Below are 16,862 nucleotides of genomic sequence, written 5' to 3'. Positions count from 1 at the left end.
GCCAGGGGAGTGTCCGAGGTTCTCGTTACGCTGGACGAGTGACGGATGCCGAAAAGCCTACTCTCCTCGTCGTCGACGGCCACTCGCTGGCCTACCGGGCGTTCTACGCGCTGCCGGTCGACAACTTCTCGACGAAGGACGGCCAGCACACCAACGGCATCTACGGCTTCCTGTCGATGTTCGTCAACCTCGTCAAGGCCGAGAAGCCCACCCACCTCGCGGTGGCGTTCGACACGTCGCGGCAGTCGTTCCGCACGCGGGAGTACAGCGAGTACAAGGCGAACCGCAGCGAGTCGCCGTCCGAGTTCAAGGGGCAGATCCCGCTGCTGCAGGACTGTCTGCGCGCCATGGGCGTGCCGGTGCTCACCAAAGAGGACTTCGAGGCCGACGACATCCTCGCGACGCTCGCCACGCAGGGGGCGGCCGAGGGCTTCTCGGTGCTCGTGTGCTCGGGCGACCGCGACACGATCCAGCTCGTGACCGAGGACGTGACGCTGCTCTACCCGAACGTGCAGGGCGTGTCGCAGCTGAAGCGATACGACACCGCCGCCGTGATCGAGAAGTACGGGCTGCCCCCGGTCAACTACCCGGACATCGCCGCGCTCGTCGGCGAGACCAGCGACAACCTGCCGGGCGTGCCCAAGGTCGGCGAGAAGACCGCGGTCAAATGGCTGAACCAGTGGGGGTCGCTCGACGCGCTGCTCGAGAACGCCGACAAGGTCACCGGCGTGGTCGGCAACAACCTGCGGGAGCATCTCGACGCCGTCCGCCGCAACCGGTCGCTGAACCGCCTGCTGACCGACGTCGAGCTGCCGGTGACGCCGTCCGACCTCGCGCTGCAGCCGATGGACGCGCAGGCCGTGCGCGACATCTTCGCCCGCCTGGAGTTCCGCACGCTCCTGCCGCGGGTGTTCGACGCGATCGGAGCAGACCCCGCCGACGCGGAGGAGCCGCTGCCGGTGGCGCAGGCGCCGACGGCCGAGCACCTCGACGCCGCGAGTCTGGCCGCGTGGCTCGCCTCCGCCGAGGGCCCGGTCGGGGTGACCGTGACGGTCGCCGGGGGCGCTCCGACGGGCATCGGCGTGGCCGTCGCCGACCGCGCCGCCGAGACGTCATGGTCCGACGACGCTCGCGACGCGCTGGCCCCGTGGCTCTCCTCGGAGGCCCCGAAGGTGTTCGCCGACGCCAAGCCGCAGATCAAGGCGCTGGGGCGCCAGGGCGTGCACGTGGCGGGCGTCGCGTTCGACGTCATCCTCGCGGGCTGGCTGGTGCGTCCGAGCTTCCCCGACAAGACCCTCGCCGACCTCGTCGACCGGTATCTGGGCGAGAAGCTGCCCGAGGCCGACCCCACCCAGCTCGTTCCCGAGAACGACGGGGCCACGCCGGGCCAGCTGTCGTGGTTCGTGCGGCGGGTCGCCGAGGCTCAGCGCGACGAGCTCCCCGACCGCGTCGGCGGCGTGCTCGACGAGATCGAGCTGCCCACCCTCTCGGCCCTGGCCGACATGGAGCTCGCGGGCGTCGCGGTGTCGCACGAGAAGCTGTCGTCCTTCTCGGCGGAGCTCGCTGCGCGCGCCGACGGGCTGGCCGAGCAGGCGTACGCGGCGATCGGGCACGAGGTCAACCTCGGGTCGCCGAAGCAGCTGCAGGAGGTGCTGTTCGACGAGCTGCAACTGCCCAAGACCCGCAAGACCAAGAGCGGGTACACGACGGATGCCGCCGCCCTCGCCGACCTGCAGGAGTCCGCCCCGCACCCCTTCCTCGACCTCCTGCTCAAGCACCGCGAGGCGACCAAGCTCAAGCAGATCATCGACGCCCTCGACACCGCGACGGGTCCGGACGGCCGCATCCACACGACGTACGTGCAGACCGGCAGCCAGACGGGCCGGCTGTCCAGCACAGACCCGAACCTGCAGAACATCCCGATCCGCACGTCCGAGAGCCGTCGCATCCGCGCCGCCTTCGAAGTCGGCGACGGCTACGAGACGCTGCTGACGGCGGACTACTCGCAGATCGAGATGCGCATCATGGCGCACCTCTCCGGCGACCCCGGGCTGATCGAGGCGTTCAACTCCGGCGAGGACCTGCACCGCTTCGTCGGCGCGCGCGTCTTCGGCGTCGAGCCCGAGGACGTCACCCCGGCCATGCGCACGAAGGTCAAGGCGATGTCGTACGGCCTCGTCTACGGCCTGTCGGCGTTCGGCCTCTCCAAGCAGCTGCGCATCGAGCAGTCCGAGGCCAAGAAGCTCATGCTCGAGTACTTCGCGCGCTTCGGCGCGGTGCGCGACTACCTCCGCGGCTCCGTGGAGCAGGCTCGCCAGGACGGCTACACCGAGACGATCTTCGGCCGCCGCCGTCCGTTCCCCGACCTCACCAGCATGAACCGCGTGCTGCGCGAGAACGCCGAGCGTGCGGCGCTGAACGCCCCCATCCAGGGCAGCGCCGCCGACATCATGAAGATCGCGCTGTACCGCATCCGCGACGAGCTCGTGGCGGCGGGCCTGCGCTCTCGCGTTCTCCTGCAGATCCACGACGAGCTCGTCGTGGAGATCGCATCGGGGGAGTGGGATGCCGTGGAGCAGATCGTCCGCGCCCGGATGGCCGACGCCGCCGACCTCAGCGTGCCGCTGGACGTGCAGATCGGCCGCGGCGGGGACTGGGACGAGGCGGGGCACTGAGGCCGGCTCCGCACACCTCCGGCCCCGGGCCCTTCGTGTGGTCGAGCGGCCGCGGATGAGCGGGCACGGCTGCCGGGCTCGGCCCTCGGAGTGGTCGAGCGCGCGCGGGTGAGCGGGCGCGGCCCCCGGCCCTCGGCGTGGTCGAGCGCGCGCGGGTGAGCGGGCGCGGCTGCCGCAAGCCTCCGCCCCCGGCTGGCCTGGGTCGCGCGGCTTCCCTAGGCTCGGTGCATGACTGATGCACAACGCACTCCCACGCCGATCGACACGATCGCGGACGCGTGGGTGGACACCCTGGCCGAGCGTCGTCCCACGCTCGCGACCTACATCGGGCGCTTCGAGTACAACGACCGCTTCGGCGACTACAGCCCCGACGGATCCGAGGAGCTCGCCGACCAGGCCCGCGCGACGAAGGCCGCCCTGCAGAACGCGGACGCCGTCGACGCCGTCGACGAGGTCACCAAGATGGACCTGGGGCGCGAGCTGGACCTGCACGTCGAGCTGCACGAGGCCCAGACGCACCTGCGCGACCTGAACGTCATCGCTTCCCCGGCGCAGGACATCCGTGCCGTGTTCGACCTCATGCCGACCGCGACGGTCGACGACTGGTCGACGATCTCCACCCGTCTGAAGGCCCTTCCCGGCGCGATCGACGGCTACATCGCCACCCTGCGCGAAGGCATCGCGCGCGGCGTCGTGCCCGCCGAACGCCAGGTGCGCGAGGTCGTCACGCAGATCGCGCGGTACACGTCCGACACCGGCTTCTTCGCCTCCTTCGTGGGCGAGGCCGCTCCCGACGAGGGGCAGCTCCCGGCCTCGCTGGCCCGCGACCTCGACGCCCACGCCGGCGCCGCCCGCGTCGCCTACAACGACCTCGCCGCCTTCCTCTCGAACGAGCTGAAGCCCGCGGCCGGCCAGACGGACGGCGTCGGCCGCGACCTCTACGGGCTGTTCTCCCGCGGATTCCTCGGCGCCGAGATCGACCTCGACGAGACGTACGAGTGGGGCGTGCAGGAGCTGGCCCGCATGGTGGCCGAGCAGGAGTCGATCGCGAACGAGATCCTGCCGGGCGCCAGCGTCGAGGAGGCCGTCGCCTTCCTCGAGAAGGACGAGTCCCGCAAGCTGCACGGCACGGCGGCGCTGCAGGAATGGATGCAGCGGACGAGCGACCGCGCCGTCGAGGAGCTCGGTCGCAGCCACTTCGACATCCCGCAGCCCATCCGCCGTCTCGAGTGCATGATCGCCCCGACCAACGAGGGCGGCATCTACTACAGCGGCCCGACCGACGACTTCTCCCGTCCCGGTCGCATGTGGTGGTCGGTGCCGGAGGGCGTCGACAGCTTCGACACCTGGCGCGAGCTGACGACCGTCTACCACGAGGGCGTCCCGGGCCATCACCTCCAGATCGCGCAGGCGGTCTACAACCGGGCCGAGCTCAACTCGTGGCGGCGTCTGCTGGCCGGTACGAGCGGCCACGCGGAGGGCTGGGCGCTGTACGCCGAGCGTCTCATGGAGCAGCTCGGCTATCTCGACGACCCCGCCGACCGTCTCGGCATGCTCGACGGTCAGCGCATGCGCGCGGCCCGTGTCGTGCTCGACATCGGCGTCCACCTCGGCAAGCCGCGCCTGGACGGCGAGGGCACGTGGGACCACGACTACGCGCTCGCGTTCATGCTGCGCAACGTCAACATGTCCGAGCAGTTCGTCCGCTTCGAGGTGAACCGGTATCTCGGTTGGCCGGGACAGGCGCCCGCCTACAAGGTCGGTCAGCGGATCTGGGAGCAGGTGCGCGACGAGTACCAGGAGCGAGCAGGGGAGCGCTTCTCGATGAAGGAGTTCCACAAGCGCGCGCTCGACATCGGCGGCGTTGGCCTCGACACGCTGCGCGCCGCGCTGGCATCCGCGTGATCCTCCCGAGGGGCGTCCCCGGGGCGGCGCCTCTCGGCGATACGGGGGAATAGTCCGCCGTCGCGTAAAGTTCATTCATCCGAATGCAAGGAGACCCCATGGACGTTCGTTCCCTCGAGCTCGGCCTCGACACCTTCGGAGACATCTCACGAGCCCCCGACGGGTCGCTGCTGTCCGACGCGCAGACCATCCGCAACGTCGTCGATCAGGCGGTCCTGGCGGACGAGGTCGGCCTCTCGTTCTTCGGCGTGGGGGAGCACCACCGCAAGGACTTCGCCGTCACGAGCCCCGAGATCGTCCTGGCCGCGGCCGCCGCGCGCACGAAGGACATCCACCTCGGCACCGCGGTGACGGTGCTCTCGAGCGACGACCCCGTGCGCGTGTACGAGCGTTTCGCGACGCTGGATGCCATCTCGAACGGCCGCGCCGAGGTCATCCTCGGTCGTGGGTCGTTCATCGAGTCCTTCCCCCTCTTCGGCTACGACCTCGCCGACTACGAGCAGCTGTTCGAAGAGAAGCTCGAACTGTTCTCCCACCTGCTGACCGAGAAGCCCGTCACCTGGTCGGGCCGCACACGACCCGCGCTCCAGGACGCCGACGTCTACCCGAAGACCGAGACGGGCCTGACCGCGTGGGTGGGTGTCGGCGGCTCCCCGGAGTCGGTCGTGCGCACCGCGCGCTACGGCTACGGCATGGTCCTCGCGATCATCGGCGGCTCGGCTGCCCGCTTCCGCCCCTACGCGGATCTCTACCGCCGTTCGCTCGCGGAGCTGGGCAAGCCGCAGATGCCGATCTCGGTGCATTCGCCCGGCCACGTCGCCGAGACCGACCAGCAGGCCTGGGACGAGGCGTTCGAGGGCGTCGCCGAGCTCAACAACACGATCGGCCGGGAACGCGGCTGGCCGGAGTACAACCGCATGCGCTTCCAGCACGACGTGGGCCCCGAGGGGTCGATGTACGTCGGGTCGCCCGAGACCGTCGCGCGCAAGATCGCCGCGACCGTGCGGGCGCTGGGCAACTCGCGGTTCCAGATGAAGATCGCGAGCGGGTCGATCTCGCACGAGCGGCTCCTGTCGAGCATCGAGCTGTACGGCACGAAGGTGCGTCCCCTCGTCGAGGAGATGCTCGCCGAGACCCCCGCGTCGGTCGACGCCCACGGCATCCGGTGACCACGACCACCGACACCGTCCGGGTGTCCGAACGCCTCGACGCCCTGCCGTTCACGCGCCGGCACGCCCGGCTCCTGGGCGGGTCGGGTCTCGGATGGGCCCTGGATGCCATGGACGTGGGCCTCATCTCGTTCATCATCGCGGCCCTGAGCGTGCAGTGGCAGCTCGCGCCGGGGCAGGCGTCCTGGATCGCGTCGGCGGGCTTCGCGGGGATGGCGATCGGGGCGAGCCTCGGCGGGCTCCTCGCGGACCGCTTCGGCCGTCGGCACGTCTTCGCGCTCACGCTGCTCGTGTACGGCGTGGCGACGGGCGCGAGCGCGCTGGTCGGGGGCCTGGCGGCCCTGCTGGTGCTGCGGTTCATCGTCGGCCTCGGGCTCGGTGCCGAGCTGCCGGTCGCCTCGACCTACGTCAGCGAGTTCGCCCCCGCGCGCATCCGCGGGCGTCTCATCGTCTTCCTCGAAGCGTTCTGGGCGGTCGGCTGGACGGCGGCGGCGCTCATCGGCTTCCTCGTCGTGCCGTCGTCGCCGGACGGCTGGCGCTGGGCGTTCGCGATCGGCGCGGTGCCCGCCGCGTATGCGCTGTTCGTGCGGTGGGGGCTGCCCGAGTCGCCGCGCTGGCTCGCCTCGCGCGGCCGCGAGGAGGAGGCGTCCGTCATCGTCCGCGACTTCGAGGCCGCGGCCGGACGCGTCTCGCTGTCGCCCGCCCCCGCGGTCGCGGGGGAGGAGGCGCCGTCGACGCGGTCGCGGGTGGGGGCCCTGTGGGCTCCGGCGCTCCGCGGGCGCACCGCGAGCCTGTGGGTGCTGTGGTTCTGCGTGAACTTCTCGTACTACGGCGCGTTCATCTGGATCCCGACGATCCTCGTCGCCCAGGGGTACGACCTCGTCCGCTCGTTCGGCTTCACCCTCATCATCACGCTGGCGCAGTTGCCCGGGTACGCGGTGGCCGCGTGGCTCATCGAGGCGTGGGGGCGTCGCGCGACGCTGGCGACGTTCCTCGCCGGGTCCGCCGTCGCGGCCGTGCTCTTCGGCACCGCCTCGGGCGAGGTCGCCGTGATCGCGGCGGGGATGGCGTTGTCGTTCTTCAACCTGGGCGCCTGGGGCGCGCTGTACGCGGCGACGCCTGAGGCCTATCCGACGGTGCTCCGCGCCACCGGGTCGGGCTGGGCCGCCGGGATCGGCCGGATCGCCTCTATCGCCGCGCCGCTCGCCGTGCCGCCGCTGCTGACCGCCGGGGGAGCGCCGCTGCTGTTCGTCGTCTTCGCGGCGTTCTTCGCCGTCGCGGTCGTCGCGGCGCTGTGCCTGCGGGAGCAGCGCGGTCGGGCGCTGTCCTAGGTCCGGCCCGCCCGCGTCGTCCGTCGTTCGGGTCCGCGACTGGCCCGCCCCAGGGACTGAGCGCGCCCCGAACCCGGACACGGCCGCCGGCGACCGGCCGCCGCGCCTCGCCCGCGTAGGCTCGAGCCATGGCATCCGTCCGCTATGTCGCGATCGGCGACTCGTTCACCGAAGGCGTCGGCGATGAACTGCCCGACGGAACCGTCCGAGGGTGGGCCGACCTGGCCGCGCAGGGATGGGCGGATGCCGCCGGCGAGCCGATCGCGTACGCGAATCTGGCGATCCGCGGCAAGCTCATCCAGCCGATCGTCGAGCAGCAGCTCGAGCCGGCGCTCGCGCTGAAGCCGACCCACCTGTCGTTCAACGGCGGCGGAAACGACATGCTGCGGCCGCGCACCGGCATCGAGCGGATCGTGGACCTTTTCGACCACGTCCTCCGCCGGTGCGACGAGGAGGGGGTGCGGCTCATCGTGCTCTCCGGCGCGAATCCGACGGCGGGGCTGCCGCTCGGCAAGATCATCGAGGCCCGTGGCGACCGCCTGTCGCGCGCGGTCGAGGAGCGTCTCGCCTCCCGGCCGGACGTCCTCACGGCTTACAACTGGTTCGACCGCGAGCTCGCCGGCGGCGACTTCTGGTCGGTCGACCGCCTGCACATGAACGCGCGCGGCCACCACCGCGTCGCGGCGCGCGTGATCGAATCGGTCGGACTGTCGGCGCCGGGGGAGTGGTGGCACCTGCGCGAGATCCCCGAGGCCGAGCGTCTGAAGGGGACGGCCTACTACCGCGAGCACGTCGCGCCCTGGGTGCGCCGGCGCCTCACGGGGACGTCGTCGGGCGACAACCGGCAGGCGAAGTTCGACGGCGACTGGGTCGAGCTGACGCCGCGGAGCTGACGCGTGTGGGTCAGGTTCTGGCCCGCCGCGAGATCACACGTTCGGATTGAGATCACACGCTCCGAGGGGAGGGATGCCATCGCGCAAGCTGACATAATGTGCATTATCGGCGTCACCACATCAACGCTCGAGCGGGGCGTCTCAACGACCTGGGCGTCTGCGCTACAGGCAGGAAAGGAACGAGCCGCTACCGCGGCGGAACCGAGGCGTAGAACTTCACATAGGCGTCGACATCGACGCTGCTCCGTCTCTTGATCGCGAACGCTTCGCCACCCTCTGGTCCGACGACGCTCTGCAGCGCGAACTCCGGTCCGGCGACGATCGAGCTGCCATCTGCGGTCAGCGCGTCTCGCGCAAGCGCCTCGACCGCCCGCTCGGAGCTCATGCGCGCGGGCACGAACGCGATTCGCTCGCGGAGTGCGCCCTCGGTGCGGACGACCGCCCGTGCCGCCGCGAACAACGGCTGCTCCGGCTCGGGCTCGATACCCCGCTGTCGCTGGTACTCCGCGACCGCCTCGGCTTCCCTCGCCCGGATCTCTGACTCCCGGGCTGTGAACGCGGTGGTGATATTGACGCCGACAGTCGCTTTTCGCTCGAACGCGTAGTTCGCGAGCGAGATGACGAGCCAGGAATTGTCGTTGCCCCAGGTGAGCTCGAACACGTCCGCGTCGGACAGCACTGCGTCGAAAGTCCGCTGCCCCTGGCAAAGAACGGCTCCAATGGCATGAATCTCGTAGGACACGTCGATCCCCACGGACTCGAGCACGTCCGCGAGAGCAACCGCCTTCAGGGCCGCCGTCTGCGCCCACCGGAGGATGAACTCCTCGGGCTGCTCGGCCAACCGACCGGCAGCCGCGCGCAGGGTCTTGTTCCATAGTTTTCGGTCGAGCGCGTCGATGAAGGGCCAGAACTCGTCGTCCGGGAGGACGGGGAGGTCCGACGCGTCCCTCTCGAGCGGCGGCGGTGGATTCCGCAGCTCATTCCCACCGAACCACGCAACGGGATCCCCTTGGGCGGCGTCGGGGACACGGGCATCCCATATGAGGAACGCCTCGTCCGAGGCGCCCGAGAATGCCTGCTCTCCGATCACGGACCCCGGCACGTCGCCGATGCTCATGGTCCCCGGGAGCACAAGCACGGGATGCCAGATCACGGAGAACCACTCAGTCCGAGTGCGAGCGGTGGCTTCGATGGAACGCACCGTGTCGCCGCTCAGGAGCATCCGTTCGATCTGCACGACTCGACCATATTCGCAGAACGGGCCGCTACCCGCGCGGAATCGGACGCCTGCGTCGGTGTCGGACGAAATGGCATCCATTGTCCGAATCCGGCGCCGTGATCCGATTCCGGCACCATCGTGGTCGGACGCCGGCACCACCGCGGCCGGATCCCGACGCGACCGTCCGCTTCCGGCACACACCCGGCACCCCCCGGCACGGCGCCCCGGCCCGGGAACGCTAGGCTCGACACGATGATCCCCTTCCGCGCCCGCACCCTTCCGGGGCGGCGTGCATGACCGGGATCTTCACGGGCTTCGCGGTCGTCGGCCTCGCCGTCGTCGTCGGCTACATCATCGCCCGCATCGACCTGCTCGGCCCGCACGCCCGCCACGTCCTCAGCCGGCTGACGTTCTTCGTCCTCTCGCCGTTCCTGCTGTTCGTCGTCCTCGCACGGGCCGATGTCGCGACCCTCTTCTCTGCGCTGCTGCCCGTCTCGATGCTCGCCGCCGCCGCGATCCTGCTCGTGTACGCCCTCGTGTCGGCGCTCATCCTGCGCCGCCCGGTCGGCGAGACGGTAATCGGCGCGCTGTCGTCCGGACAGGTCAACAGCAACAACATCGGCATCCCGCTGTCGCTCTACATGCTCGGCAACGCGGCGTATTCCGCCCCGGTCATCCTGTTCCAGCTCCTCGTGCTCATGCCGATCGCCCTGTCGATCCTGGATGCCACGACCTCGGGCTCGCGTTCCTTGTTGCGCATCCTGCGGCAGACGGCGAAGAACCCGATGCTCATCGGATCCGCCCTCGGCGTGCTCGTCGCCGTGCTCGGCATCGACCTGCCGCCGATCGTCTTCGAGCCGTTGCAGCTCATCGCCAACGCCTGCGTCCCCGTCCTGCTCATGTCCTACGGGATGTCGCTCTACGGACAGCGGGTTCTCACGCAGCGCGGCCGACGGGTCGACGTCGTCATCGCGTCGACGTTGAAGCTGCTCGTCATGCCCGCGGTCGCGTGGCTCATCGCGATCGCGTTCGGCCTGCCGTCCGACCAGGTGCTCGTCGTCGTCGTGCTCGCCGCGCTGCCGACCGCGCAGAACGTCTTCAACTTCGCGCAGCGCTACGGCGTCGGCGAGATCCTCGCGCGCGACGTCGTCTTCCTGTCGACGGTGGGATGCCTCCCCGTCCTGTTCGGCGTGACCCTCCTCCTCGGCTGACCTCTCCCCCGCGTCCAGTCCGCCCGGCGTGCCCGGCGACGCCGACGGCCTCGCTAGCGTCACCGGGACCGCGTGACCACTCCCCCTCCGCGTGGGCGTCGCGGTCGTAGGCTCGGAGCGTTCTCAGCCCTCTCTCAGGAAGTGACTCGCCATGTCCACAGCCTCTTCGTTCGGCAGTACCGCGGTCCGTGCGGTCCGCACCGGTCTGCTCGTCAGCGGCGTCATCTCGCTCGTCGTCGGCCTGCTGATCCTCATCTGGCCCGGCCGCGCCGCCGAGGTCGTCGTCGCGATCATCTCGATCTACGTGATCCTCGCGGGCGTGGTCAACATCGCGCTCGCGATCTTCTCGCGGGCCCGCGGGTGGGCGCGGATCGGCTATCTCGCACTCGGCGTGCTCTTCCTCGTCGCCGGCGTCATCGCGTTCTCCAACCTCGGCGCCGCCACCGCGTGGTTCGGCACGTTCGTCGGGGTGCTCGTCGGCATCCTGTGGATCATCGAGGGCGTCGTCTCCCTGACGACGGTGAGCGACACGTCCTCGCGCGCCTGGACGGTCTTCTTCGCCGTCGTCAGCATCATCGCCGGCGTCATCCTGCTGTTCGCCCCGCTCCTGGGAGTCGTGACGCTGTTCCTGCTGATCGGGTTCTCGCTGGTCGTCCTCGGCCTCTTCCAGATCGTCCGCGCGATCCGGTTCGGACGCGCCGTCTGATCGCGTCGGGCGGTCGCCGAGCGCACGAGGGCGGCGTTCCGCGGACGAGGACGGGGCCGGGATGCCACCGCCTCCCGGCCCCGTCCTGTCACCGCCTCACGACGCGGTGCGGCGTCGTCAGGGCTGCGCCGGCGGCAGGTACCGCGCCCACCAGTCGAGCACGGCGTCGAAACGCTCCACGCGGTGGCGAGGACGTCCGGCCCGGGTGAGCTCGTGGTCCTCCCCCGGGAAGATGAGCATCTCGGCGTCCACGCCGCTCTGCTTCAGAGCGCTGTAGTACCGCGTCGCCTGATCGAGCGGGCAGCGGAAGTCCAGCTCGGAGTGCAGGACGAGCGTCGGCGTGCGCACCTGGTCGACGACCGCCATCGGGCTCTGCGCGGCCACGGCGTCCGGGTCGGTGCCCACGTACTCGGTGCCGAAGAACGACCCGATGTCGCTGGACCCGGGGAAGCTGGCCGGATCGAGGAACCCGCGCTCGACGATGGCGCCGGCGAAGCGGTGGTCATGGGCGATCACCCAGGCCGTCATGTACCCGCCGTACGACCCGCCCATGACGCCGACGCGTTCGGCGTCGAGCCGCGGGTCGGCCGAGACGACTCCGTCGAAGAAGTCCATGACGTCGAAGTAGTCCAGCGTGCCCATGGCCTGCCGGATCGACCGCCCGTGCGCGCGTCCGTACCCGGCGCTGCCGCGCGGGTTGCTGTAGACGACGGCGTATCCCGCCTCGACGAGCACCTGCGTCTCGTCGAACAGGTGCACGCCGTACGAGGCGTACGGACCGCCGTGGATCTGCAGGATCACCGGGAACGGTCCCTCGCCCTCGGGCGTGGCGACCCAGCCGTGCACCGGATACCCGTCGCGGCCCGTGATCTCGTGCTCGAGCGGTTCGACGATGCCGCGCTCGCGCGCCGCGGCGCCGAGGTCGGTCACGGCGCGCGGGGCGGCGTCGCCGTCGAGCACGAGCAGCTCGCCGAACGACGCGGGTGCGGCCACGGCCGCGACGACGCGGCTGGCGGCCACGGCGTGGCCGGTGACCTCGCGGTCCCCGCCGAGGACCTCGACGACCTCTCCCCCGCGGCTCACGCGGAGAAGACGGAGGCGTCCGCGGGTGCGGTCCTGCACGAGCACGTCGTCGCCGTCGAAGGACAGGTGGCTGCCCACCTCGCCGAGATCGACGGTCTCGGCGTCGGTCAGGCGGCGCGGGCCGTCGTCTTCGAGCACCCACAGTGCGACGCCCGGGGCGACGAAGTCGACGCCGGTGGGGCCCACGTCGTTCGCCAGCAGGAAGACCGTGCCGTCGGGGGCGACCTGCGCGGCCGAGACCGACAGGTTCGCCGCGGTGGCGACGATCTCGCGGGCGGCGCCGGTCTCGACGGTCAGGGCCACGACGCGGTCGCGGAGATCGCGGCGGTCGGACTCGATCGCATCCGGCACGCTGAGGATCTCGGTCCCGTCCGCGTTCCAGGCGACGCCGGACCAGCTCGTCGGACCGTGCGTGATGCGATGCGCCTCGGTCGGGACGACGCGCTTCTCGGGCTTCTCCAGGGCCGGGGCCGGGTCGTAGAACGGCTCCGTCTCGGTGGAGGGCGCGTCGACCACGAACACGTGCGATGGGCGGTCCAGGTAGCCGAGGCCGTTCGCGTGCCAGCGGATGCCGGTGATGCGACGGGCCGGCTCGGCCGCGGCATCCAGGCCGTCCACGGTCCCGTAACGGCCGGGCTCGATGACGCGCGCCGTGAAGGCCAGGCGCGTCCCGTCCGGCGACCAGGCCACCTCGCTCACGCCGCCGACCGTGTCGGTGACCTGGACGGGCTCGCCGCCGTCCGCGCGGACGACGAACACCTGCGCGCGTCCCTTGGCGTCGCCGCGGAGGAACGCGACGGTCGCGCCGTCCGGGGACAGCCGCGGCGAGCGGTCGGCGACCCCGCGCGTGAGCCGGCGGGGCTCGCCGGCGGGCAGGTCCACGCGCCAGAGCTGGCCCACGGCGCGGTCGGCCGTGAGGTCGGGTCGTGACGTGGCGTAGACGGCGAACGAGCCGTCCGGGGCGATGTCGGGCCGGCCGACGGAGACGAGGGTCTCGATGTCGTCGGGGCGCATTCTCACTCGCCCCCGAACGACGCGGTGTCGCCGACGAGACGCGTGTTGTCGGCGGGGACCGGGTCGACCGCGGCGCGCGCGACCTCGGCGGCGAACTCCGAGACGTTGTAGAGCTTGCCGGCGTCCTCGCGGCGGGCCGCGATCGCACCGGGGTTGGCGCGCTCGAGGAGGGTCGCCGTGATGGTGCCTTCGATCATGTCGCCGGAGACGACCGTGAAGCCGATGCCGCGCTGCTCCAGGGCGGGGATTCGCTCGCGCAGAGCGTCCTCGCCCGCCCGCTTGGACAGCGCCACGGGCTCGTACTCCGGCATCGTCGGGGTGGTGCGGATGAAGTGCGCCTGGTGGCTGGTCACGAAGACCACGCGGGCGTCGTCCCTCAGCAGGGGCAGTGCCGTCTCGAGGACGTTGACCTGCGCGTCGCGGTTCAGCAGCAGCGCGTAGTCCTCGGCCATGCCGGACTCCATGCCGCCCGAGGCGTTGAGCACGAGGACGTCGAGACCGCCGAAGGTGCGCTCGACCTCGTCGAACATCGCCTGCACGGACACCGGGTCGGTCAGGTCGGCCCCGACGACGAGGGCCTCGACGCCGAGCTCGCGCAGCTGCGCGGCCAGCTTCTCGGCGCGCGGCGCCTTGTTGCGGAAGTTGATGACGACGTTCGCGCCGGCCTCGGCGAAGTAGCGGACGGTGTCGGCGCCGATGCCGCGGGAGGAGCCGGTGACGAGGGCGGTCTTGCCGCTCAAGGATCCGGACGGAAGGGTCTGGGACACGCAATTCTCCTGACGGTTCGAGATCAGCTCCCAGCCTATCGACCGGGATGCCGGGTCCCGCGGCGACCCCGCCTAGGAGGACGGTGCGAACCGGCCCCGGCGTGCCGTCCGAGTGCTACGTTCGGGCTCAGGAGGTTCGAGATGGACGTTCTCTCCACCATCGACACGTGGGCCTGGATCGGCTGGCTCGTGGTGATCCTGGTCTTCCTGGTCATCGAGATGCTCACGGGCGAGCTGACCTTCCTCATGCTCGCCGTCGGCGGGCTCCTCGGCCTCGTCGTCGGTCTGATCGGCGCTCCACTGTGGGCGCAGGTCATCGTCGCGGCGCTGGCGGCGTTCGCGCTGCTGACGTTCCTGCGGCCTCCCTTGCTGCGGCGTCTGCACCGGGGCGCCGACACCCGCCCCTCCAACGTCGAGGCGCTCCTGGGATTGGAGGGTCTCGTGCTGTCGCGGGTGTCGCCCTCCGTCACGGGGCAGGTCAAGCTCGCCAACGGCGACGTGTGGACCGCGCGCACCGACACCGACACGCGACTCGACCCCGCCACGCGCATCGAGGTCGTCCGCATCGACGGCGCCACCGCCGTCGTCCGCGCACGAAGCCGGGAGGCGACGTCATGAGCATCGAGAATCTGATCCCCGTCACCATCGGATGGGTCCTGGCGGCCGTGGTGGCGGTTTTCGTCGTCGTCGTGCTGTTCCGGGCCATCCGCATCATCCCGCAGGCGCGGGCGGGAGTGGTGGAGAGGCTCGGCAAGTATCACAAGACCCTCTCCCCCGGCCTCAACCTCGTCGTGCCGCTCGTGGACCGGGTGCGGCCCCTGCTCGACATGCGCGAACAGGTGGTGTCGTTCCCGCCGCAGCCGGTGATCACCGAGGACAACCTCGTCGTCTCGATCGACACGGTCGTGTACTTCCAGGTCACCGACGCCCGCGCCGCCACGTACGAGATCGCGAACTACCTCGGCGCCGTCGAGCAGCTGACGACGACGACCCTGCGCAACGTCGTGGGCGGGCTCAACCTCGAGCAGGCGCTCACGAGCCGTGACAACATCAACGGACAGCTCCGCGTGGTGCTCGACGAGGCCACCGGCAAGTGGGGCATCCGGGTCGGCCGCGTCGAGCTGAAGGCGATCGACCCGCCCCTGTCGATCCAGGACTCGATGGAGAAGCAGATGAGAGCCGAACGCGACCGCCGCGCCGCGATCCTCACCGCCGAGGGCTCGAAGCAGTCGCAGATCCTCGAAGCCGAGGGGCGCCGTCAAGCGGCGATCCTCGAGGCCGAGGGAGACAAGCAGGCCGCGGTGCTGCGCGCGCAGGGCGAGGCCGAGGCCATCCACTCCGTCTTCAGCGCCATCCACCAGGGCCGCCCCGACGACAAGCTGCTGGCGTACCAGTACCTGCAGACGCTGCCGAAGATCAGCGACAGCGCCTCGAGCAAGCTCTGGATCATCCCGAGCGAGCTCACCGAGGCGCTGAAGGGCATCTCCGGCGCGTTCGGCGCCGGCGTCTCGGCGGCCGGGACCACCGGGGCCGGGACCGCCGCGCCCGAGGGCCCCGATGCGCGGCGCACCCCCACCGCGCCGCCGGCGTCGGACGGCTCCGCGCCGTGACGGCGCGGCATCCCTTCCTTCCCGCCGAGGACCGTCCGCGCGTCCTGGCCCACCGGGGGCTCGTGACCCCGGATGCCGCCGCCTCCGGCATCGTGGAGAACTCCTTCGCCGCGGTGGCGGAGGCGCAGGCCGCCGGGGTGACCTACGTCGAATCGGACTGCCACCTGACGGCGGACGGCGTCGTCGTCCTCTTCCATGACGACGACCTGGCCCGCGTGACCGGGGACCCCCGCGCGATCGCCGACGTCCGCATCCGGGAGCTCGAGGAGATCATGTCCGACCGCGGCGGGCTCGTCACCCTTCCCCAGGCGCTCGACGCCTTCCCGGACGTGCGCTTCAACCTGGACGTGAAGGCGGAGGCGGCGGCGGTCCCCGTCGGTCGGGCGGTCGCCCCGCACGCCGACCGCGTGCTCGTCACCAGCTTCTCGGACCGACGCCGCCGAGCGGCCCTCGCAGCGGCGCACGCGGCCGGGGCGGAGATCGCGCCGGCGACCTCGGCCGGCTCGGCGACGGTCGCGCGCCTGCTCGCCGCGCTCGCCCTGCGCGCCTCGCCGCTCGTCCGCCGCCTGCTCCGTGACGTCGACGCGCTGCAGCTGCCGGAGCGGCAGGGGCCGCTGCGCGTGGTGACGAAGGGGCTCGTCGCGGCCGCGCACGATGCCGGTGTCGAGGTCCACGTGTGGACCGTCAACGACCCCGCGGACATGTCCCGCCTGCTCGATCTGGGCGTCGACGGACTGGTCACGGACCGCGCCGATCTGGCGCTCGCGCTGGTGAATGGACGGTGAACGACGTGGGGCCTGAGCATCGACTGTGAATCCCGTCGTGGGCCGTCCCGTTCGAATAAAGCGCACAGGTGCAGTCGTTATACCTGTAGACCGACGAGAGGACCACAAAATGGCAGACCGCAGTCTCCGCGGCATCCGACTCGGCGCCCAGAGCCTCCAGAGCGAAGACGGCGTCGTGTTCCATGACCGCGCACAGCACACCTACTCGTGCAGCGCGTGCGGACGTGACACCGTCCTCACCTTCGCTGCTGACGCCGAGGTTCCCGAGGCCTGGGAGTGCCGCACGTGCGGCTCCGAGGCGCTCCTGCGCATCGGCGAGGGCACCGCGACGGTGGACCACAGCGACGACAAGGCTCCGCGCACGCACTGGGACATGCTGCTCGAGCGCCGCACGCTCCCCGAGCTCGAGGAGCTGCTCGAAGAGCGCCTGGCGTACGTCCGCGGACGCCGCGGTGCGGGCGACGAGAAGATCAGCGCCTGACGCTGACCCGCTT

General features: G+C 71.0%; 14 protein-coding genes. 11 read left to right on the top strand and 3 right to left on the bottom strand.

From position 1 onward, the window contains the following. Positions 1-38 precede the first annotated feature (38 nt). From polA to MRBLMI1_RS03645, 5 genes are all read left to right on the top strand, one after another. The gene (gene polA / locus MRBLMI1_RS03665) at positions 39-2,675 is read left to right on the top strand and encodes a DNA polymerase I (RefSeq protein ID WP_367726781.1); all 2,637 of its coding nucleotides are present in this window, start codon (positions 39-41) and stop codon (positions 2,673-2,675) included. 228 nt (positions 2,676-2,903) lie between these two features. Next, entirely contained in the window at positions 2,904-4,580 is a 1,677-nt protein-coding gene (locus MRBLMI1_RS03660; protein WP_367726780.1) for a DUF885 domain-containing protein, read from the top strand. A 98-nt stretch (positions 4,581-4,678) separates the two neighbouring features. After that, a complete protein-coding gene (locus MRBLMI1_RS03655) occupies positions 4,679-5,749 on the top strand; it encodes an LLM class flavin-dependent oxidoreductase (protein ID WP_367726779.1) in 1,071 nt (356 codons plus the stop codon). Continuing rightward, a complete protein-coding gene (locus tag MRBLMI1_RS03650; protein ID WP_367726778.1) occupies positions 5,746-7,080 on the top strand; it encodes an MFS transporter in 1,335 nt (444 codons plus the stop codon). Before MRBLMI1_RS03655 ends, MRBLMI1_RS03650 begins: the two co-directional genes overlap by 4 nt. 128 nt (positions 7,081-7,208) lie before the next feature. Then, the gene (locus MRBLMI1_RS03645; RefSeq protein WP_367726777.1) at positions 7,209-7,973 is read left to right on the top strand and encodes an SGNH/GDSL hydrolase family protein; all 765 of its coding nucleotides are present in this window, start codon (positions 7,209-7,211) and stop codon (positions 7,971-7,973) included. Between the two features lie 187 nt (positions 7,974-8,160). On the opposite strand, the gene MRBLMI1_RS03640 is transcribed toward MRBLMI1_RS03645, so the two are convergent. Next, positions 8,161-9,210, bottom strand: coding sequence for a hypothetical protein (locus MRBLMI1_RS03640; protein WP_367726776.1), 1,050 nt, complete (start codon positions 9,208-9,210; stop codon positions 8,161-8,163). Positions 9,211-9,485: 275 nt separating this feature from the next. Here MRBLMI1_RS03640 and MRBLMI1_RS03635 point away from each other — a divergent pair, with 275 nt between their 5' ends. Continuing rightward, the gene (locus MRBLMI1_RS03635; RefSeq protein WP_367726775.1) at positions 9,486-10,403 is read left to right on the top strand and encodes an AEC family transporter; all 918 of its coding nucleotides are present in this window, start codon (positions 9,486-9,488) and stop codon (positions 10,401-10,403) included. Between the two features lie 151 nt (positions 10,404-10,554). Next, complete coding sequence (locus MRBLMI1_RS03630) at positions 10,555-11,109, top strand: HdeD family acid-resistance protein (protein ID WP_367726774.1); 555 nt, start codon at positions 10,555-10,557, stop codon at positions 11,107-11,109. 117 nt (positions 11,110-11,226) lie between these two features. On the opposite strand, the gene MRBLMI1_RS03625 is transcribed toward MRBLMI1_RS03630, so the two are convergent. Next, positions 11,227-13,206 carry a S9 family peptidase gene (locus MRBLMI1_RS03625; RefSeq protein WP_367726773.1) on the bottom strand — a complete coding sequence of 660 codons (1,980 nt, stop codon included), beginning with the start codon at positions 13,204-13,206 and terminating at the stop codon, positions 11,227-11,229. Positions 13,207-13,208: 2 nt separating this feature from the next. Then, on the bottom strand, positions 13,209-13,973 hold the full coding sequence (locus tag MRBLMI1_RS03620) for an SDR family oxidoreductase (RefSeq protein ID WP_367726772.1): 765 nt from the start codon (positions 13,971-13,973) through the stop codon (positions 13,209-13,211). A 141-nt stretch (positions 13,974-14,114) separates the two neighbouring features. On the opposite strand from MRBLMI1_RS03620, the gene MRBLMI1_RS03615 reads away from it, so the two are divergent. From MRBLMI1_RS03615 to MRBLMI1_RS03600, 4 genes are all read left to right on the top strand, one after another. Next, positions 14,115-14,591, top strand: a complete 477-nt coding sequence (locus MRBLMI1_RS03615; protein ID WP_367726771.1) for an NfeD family protein — start codon at positions 14,115-14,117, stop codon at positions 14,589-14,591. Next, entirely contained in the window at positions 14,588-15,583 is a 996-nt protein-coding gene (locus tag MRBLMI1_RS03610; protein WP_367726770.1) for an SPFH domain-containing protein, read from the top strand. The genes MRBLMI1_RS03615 and MRBLMI1_RS03610 overlap by 4 nt, the downstream gene beginning before the upstream one ends. Beyond that, entirely contained in the window at positions 15,580-16,368 is a 789-nt protein-coding gene (locus tag MRBLMI1_RS03605; RefSeq protein ID WP_367726769.1) for a glycerophosphodiester phosphodiesterase family protein, read from the top strand. The genes MRBLMI1_RS03610 and MRBLMI1_RS03605 overlap by 4 nt, the downstream gene beginning before the upstream one ends. Before the next feature lie 109 nt (positions 16,369-16,477). Continuing rightward, positions 16,478-16,849, top strand: coding sequence for an RNA polymerase-binding protein RbpA (locus MRBLMI1_RS03600; RefSeq protein WP_367726768.1), 372 nt, complete (start codon positions 16,478-16,480; stop codon positions 16,847-16,849). The last annotated feature ends 13 nt before the right edge of the window (positions 16,850-16,862 follow it).

Origin of the sequence: Microbacterium sp. LMI1-1-1.1 (genome assembly GCF_040815675.1) — a bacterium.
Lineage (GTDB): Bacteria > Actinomycetota > Actinomycetes > Actinomycetales > Microbacteriaceae > Microbacterium.
This window is presented reverse-complemented; position numbering and strand designations above follow the sequence as displayed.

Coding starts and splice junctions, on each gene's coding strand:
- MRBLMI1_RS03660 (WP_367726780.1), top strand. CDS start 2,904: ATGACTGATGCACAACGCACTCCCACGCCGATCGACACGATCGCGGAC.
- MRBLMI1_RS03655 (WP_367726779.1), top strand. CDS start 4,679: ATGGACGTTCGTTCCCTCGAGCTCGGCCTCGACACCTTCGGAGACATC.
- MRBLMI1_RS03645 (WP_367726777.1), top strand. CDS start 7,209: ATGGCATCCGTCCGCTATGTCGCGATCGGCGACTCGTTCACCGAAGGC.
- MRBLMI1_RS03635 (WP_367726775.1), top strand. CDS start 9,486: ATGACCGGGATCTTCACGGGCTTCGCGGTCGTCGGCCTCGCCGTCGTC.
- MRBLMI1_RS03630 (WP_367726774.1), top strand. CDS start 10,555: ATGTCCACAGCCTCTTCGTTCGGCAGTACCGCGGTCCGTGCGGTCCGC.
- MRBLMI1_RS03625 (WP_367726773.1), bottom strand. CDS start 13,206: ATGCGCCCCGACGACATCGAGACCCTCGTCTCCGTCGGCCGGCCCGAC.
- MRBLMI1_RS03615 (WP_367726771.1), top strand. CDS start 14,115: ATGGACGTTCTCTCCACCATCGACACGTGGGCCTGGATCGGCTGGCTC.
- MRBLMI1_RS03610 (WP_367726770.1), top strand. CDS start 14,588: ATGAGCATCGAGAATCTGATCCCCGTCACCATCGGATGGGTCCTGGCG.
- MRBLMI1_RS03600 (WP_367726768.1), top strand. CDS start 16,478: ATGGCAGACCGCAGTCTCCGCGGCATCCGACTCGGCGCCCAGAGCCTC.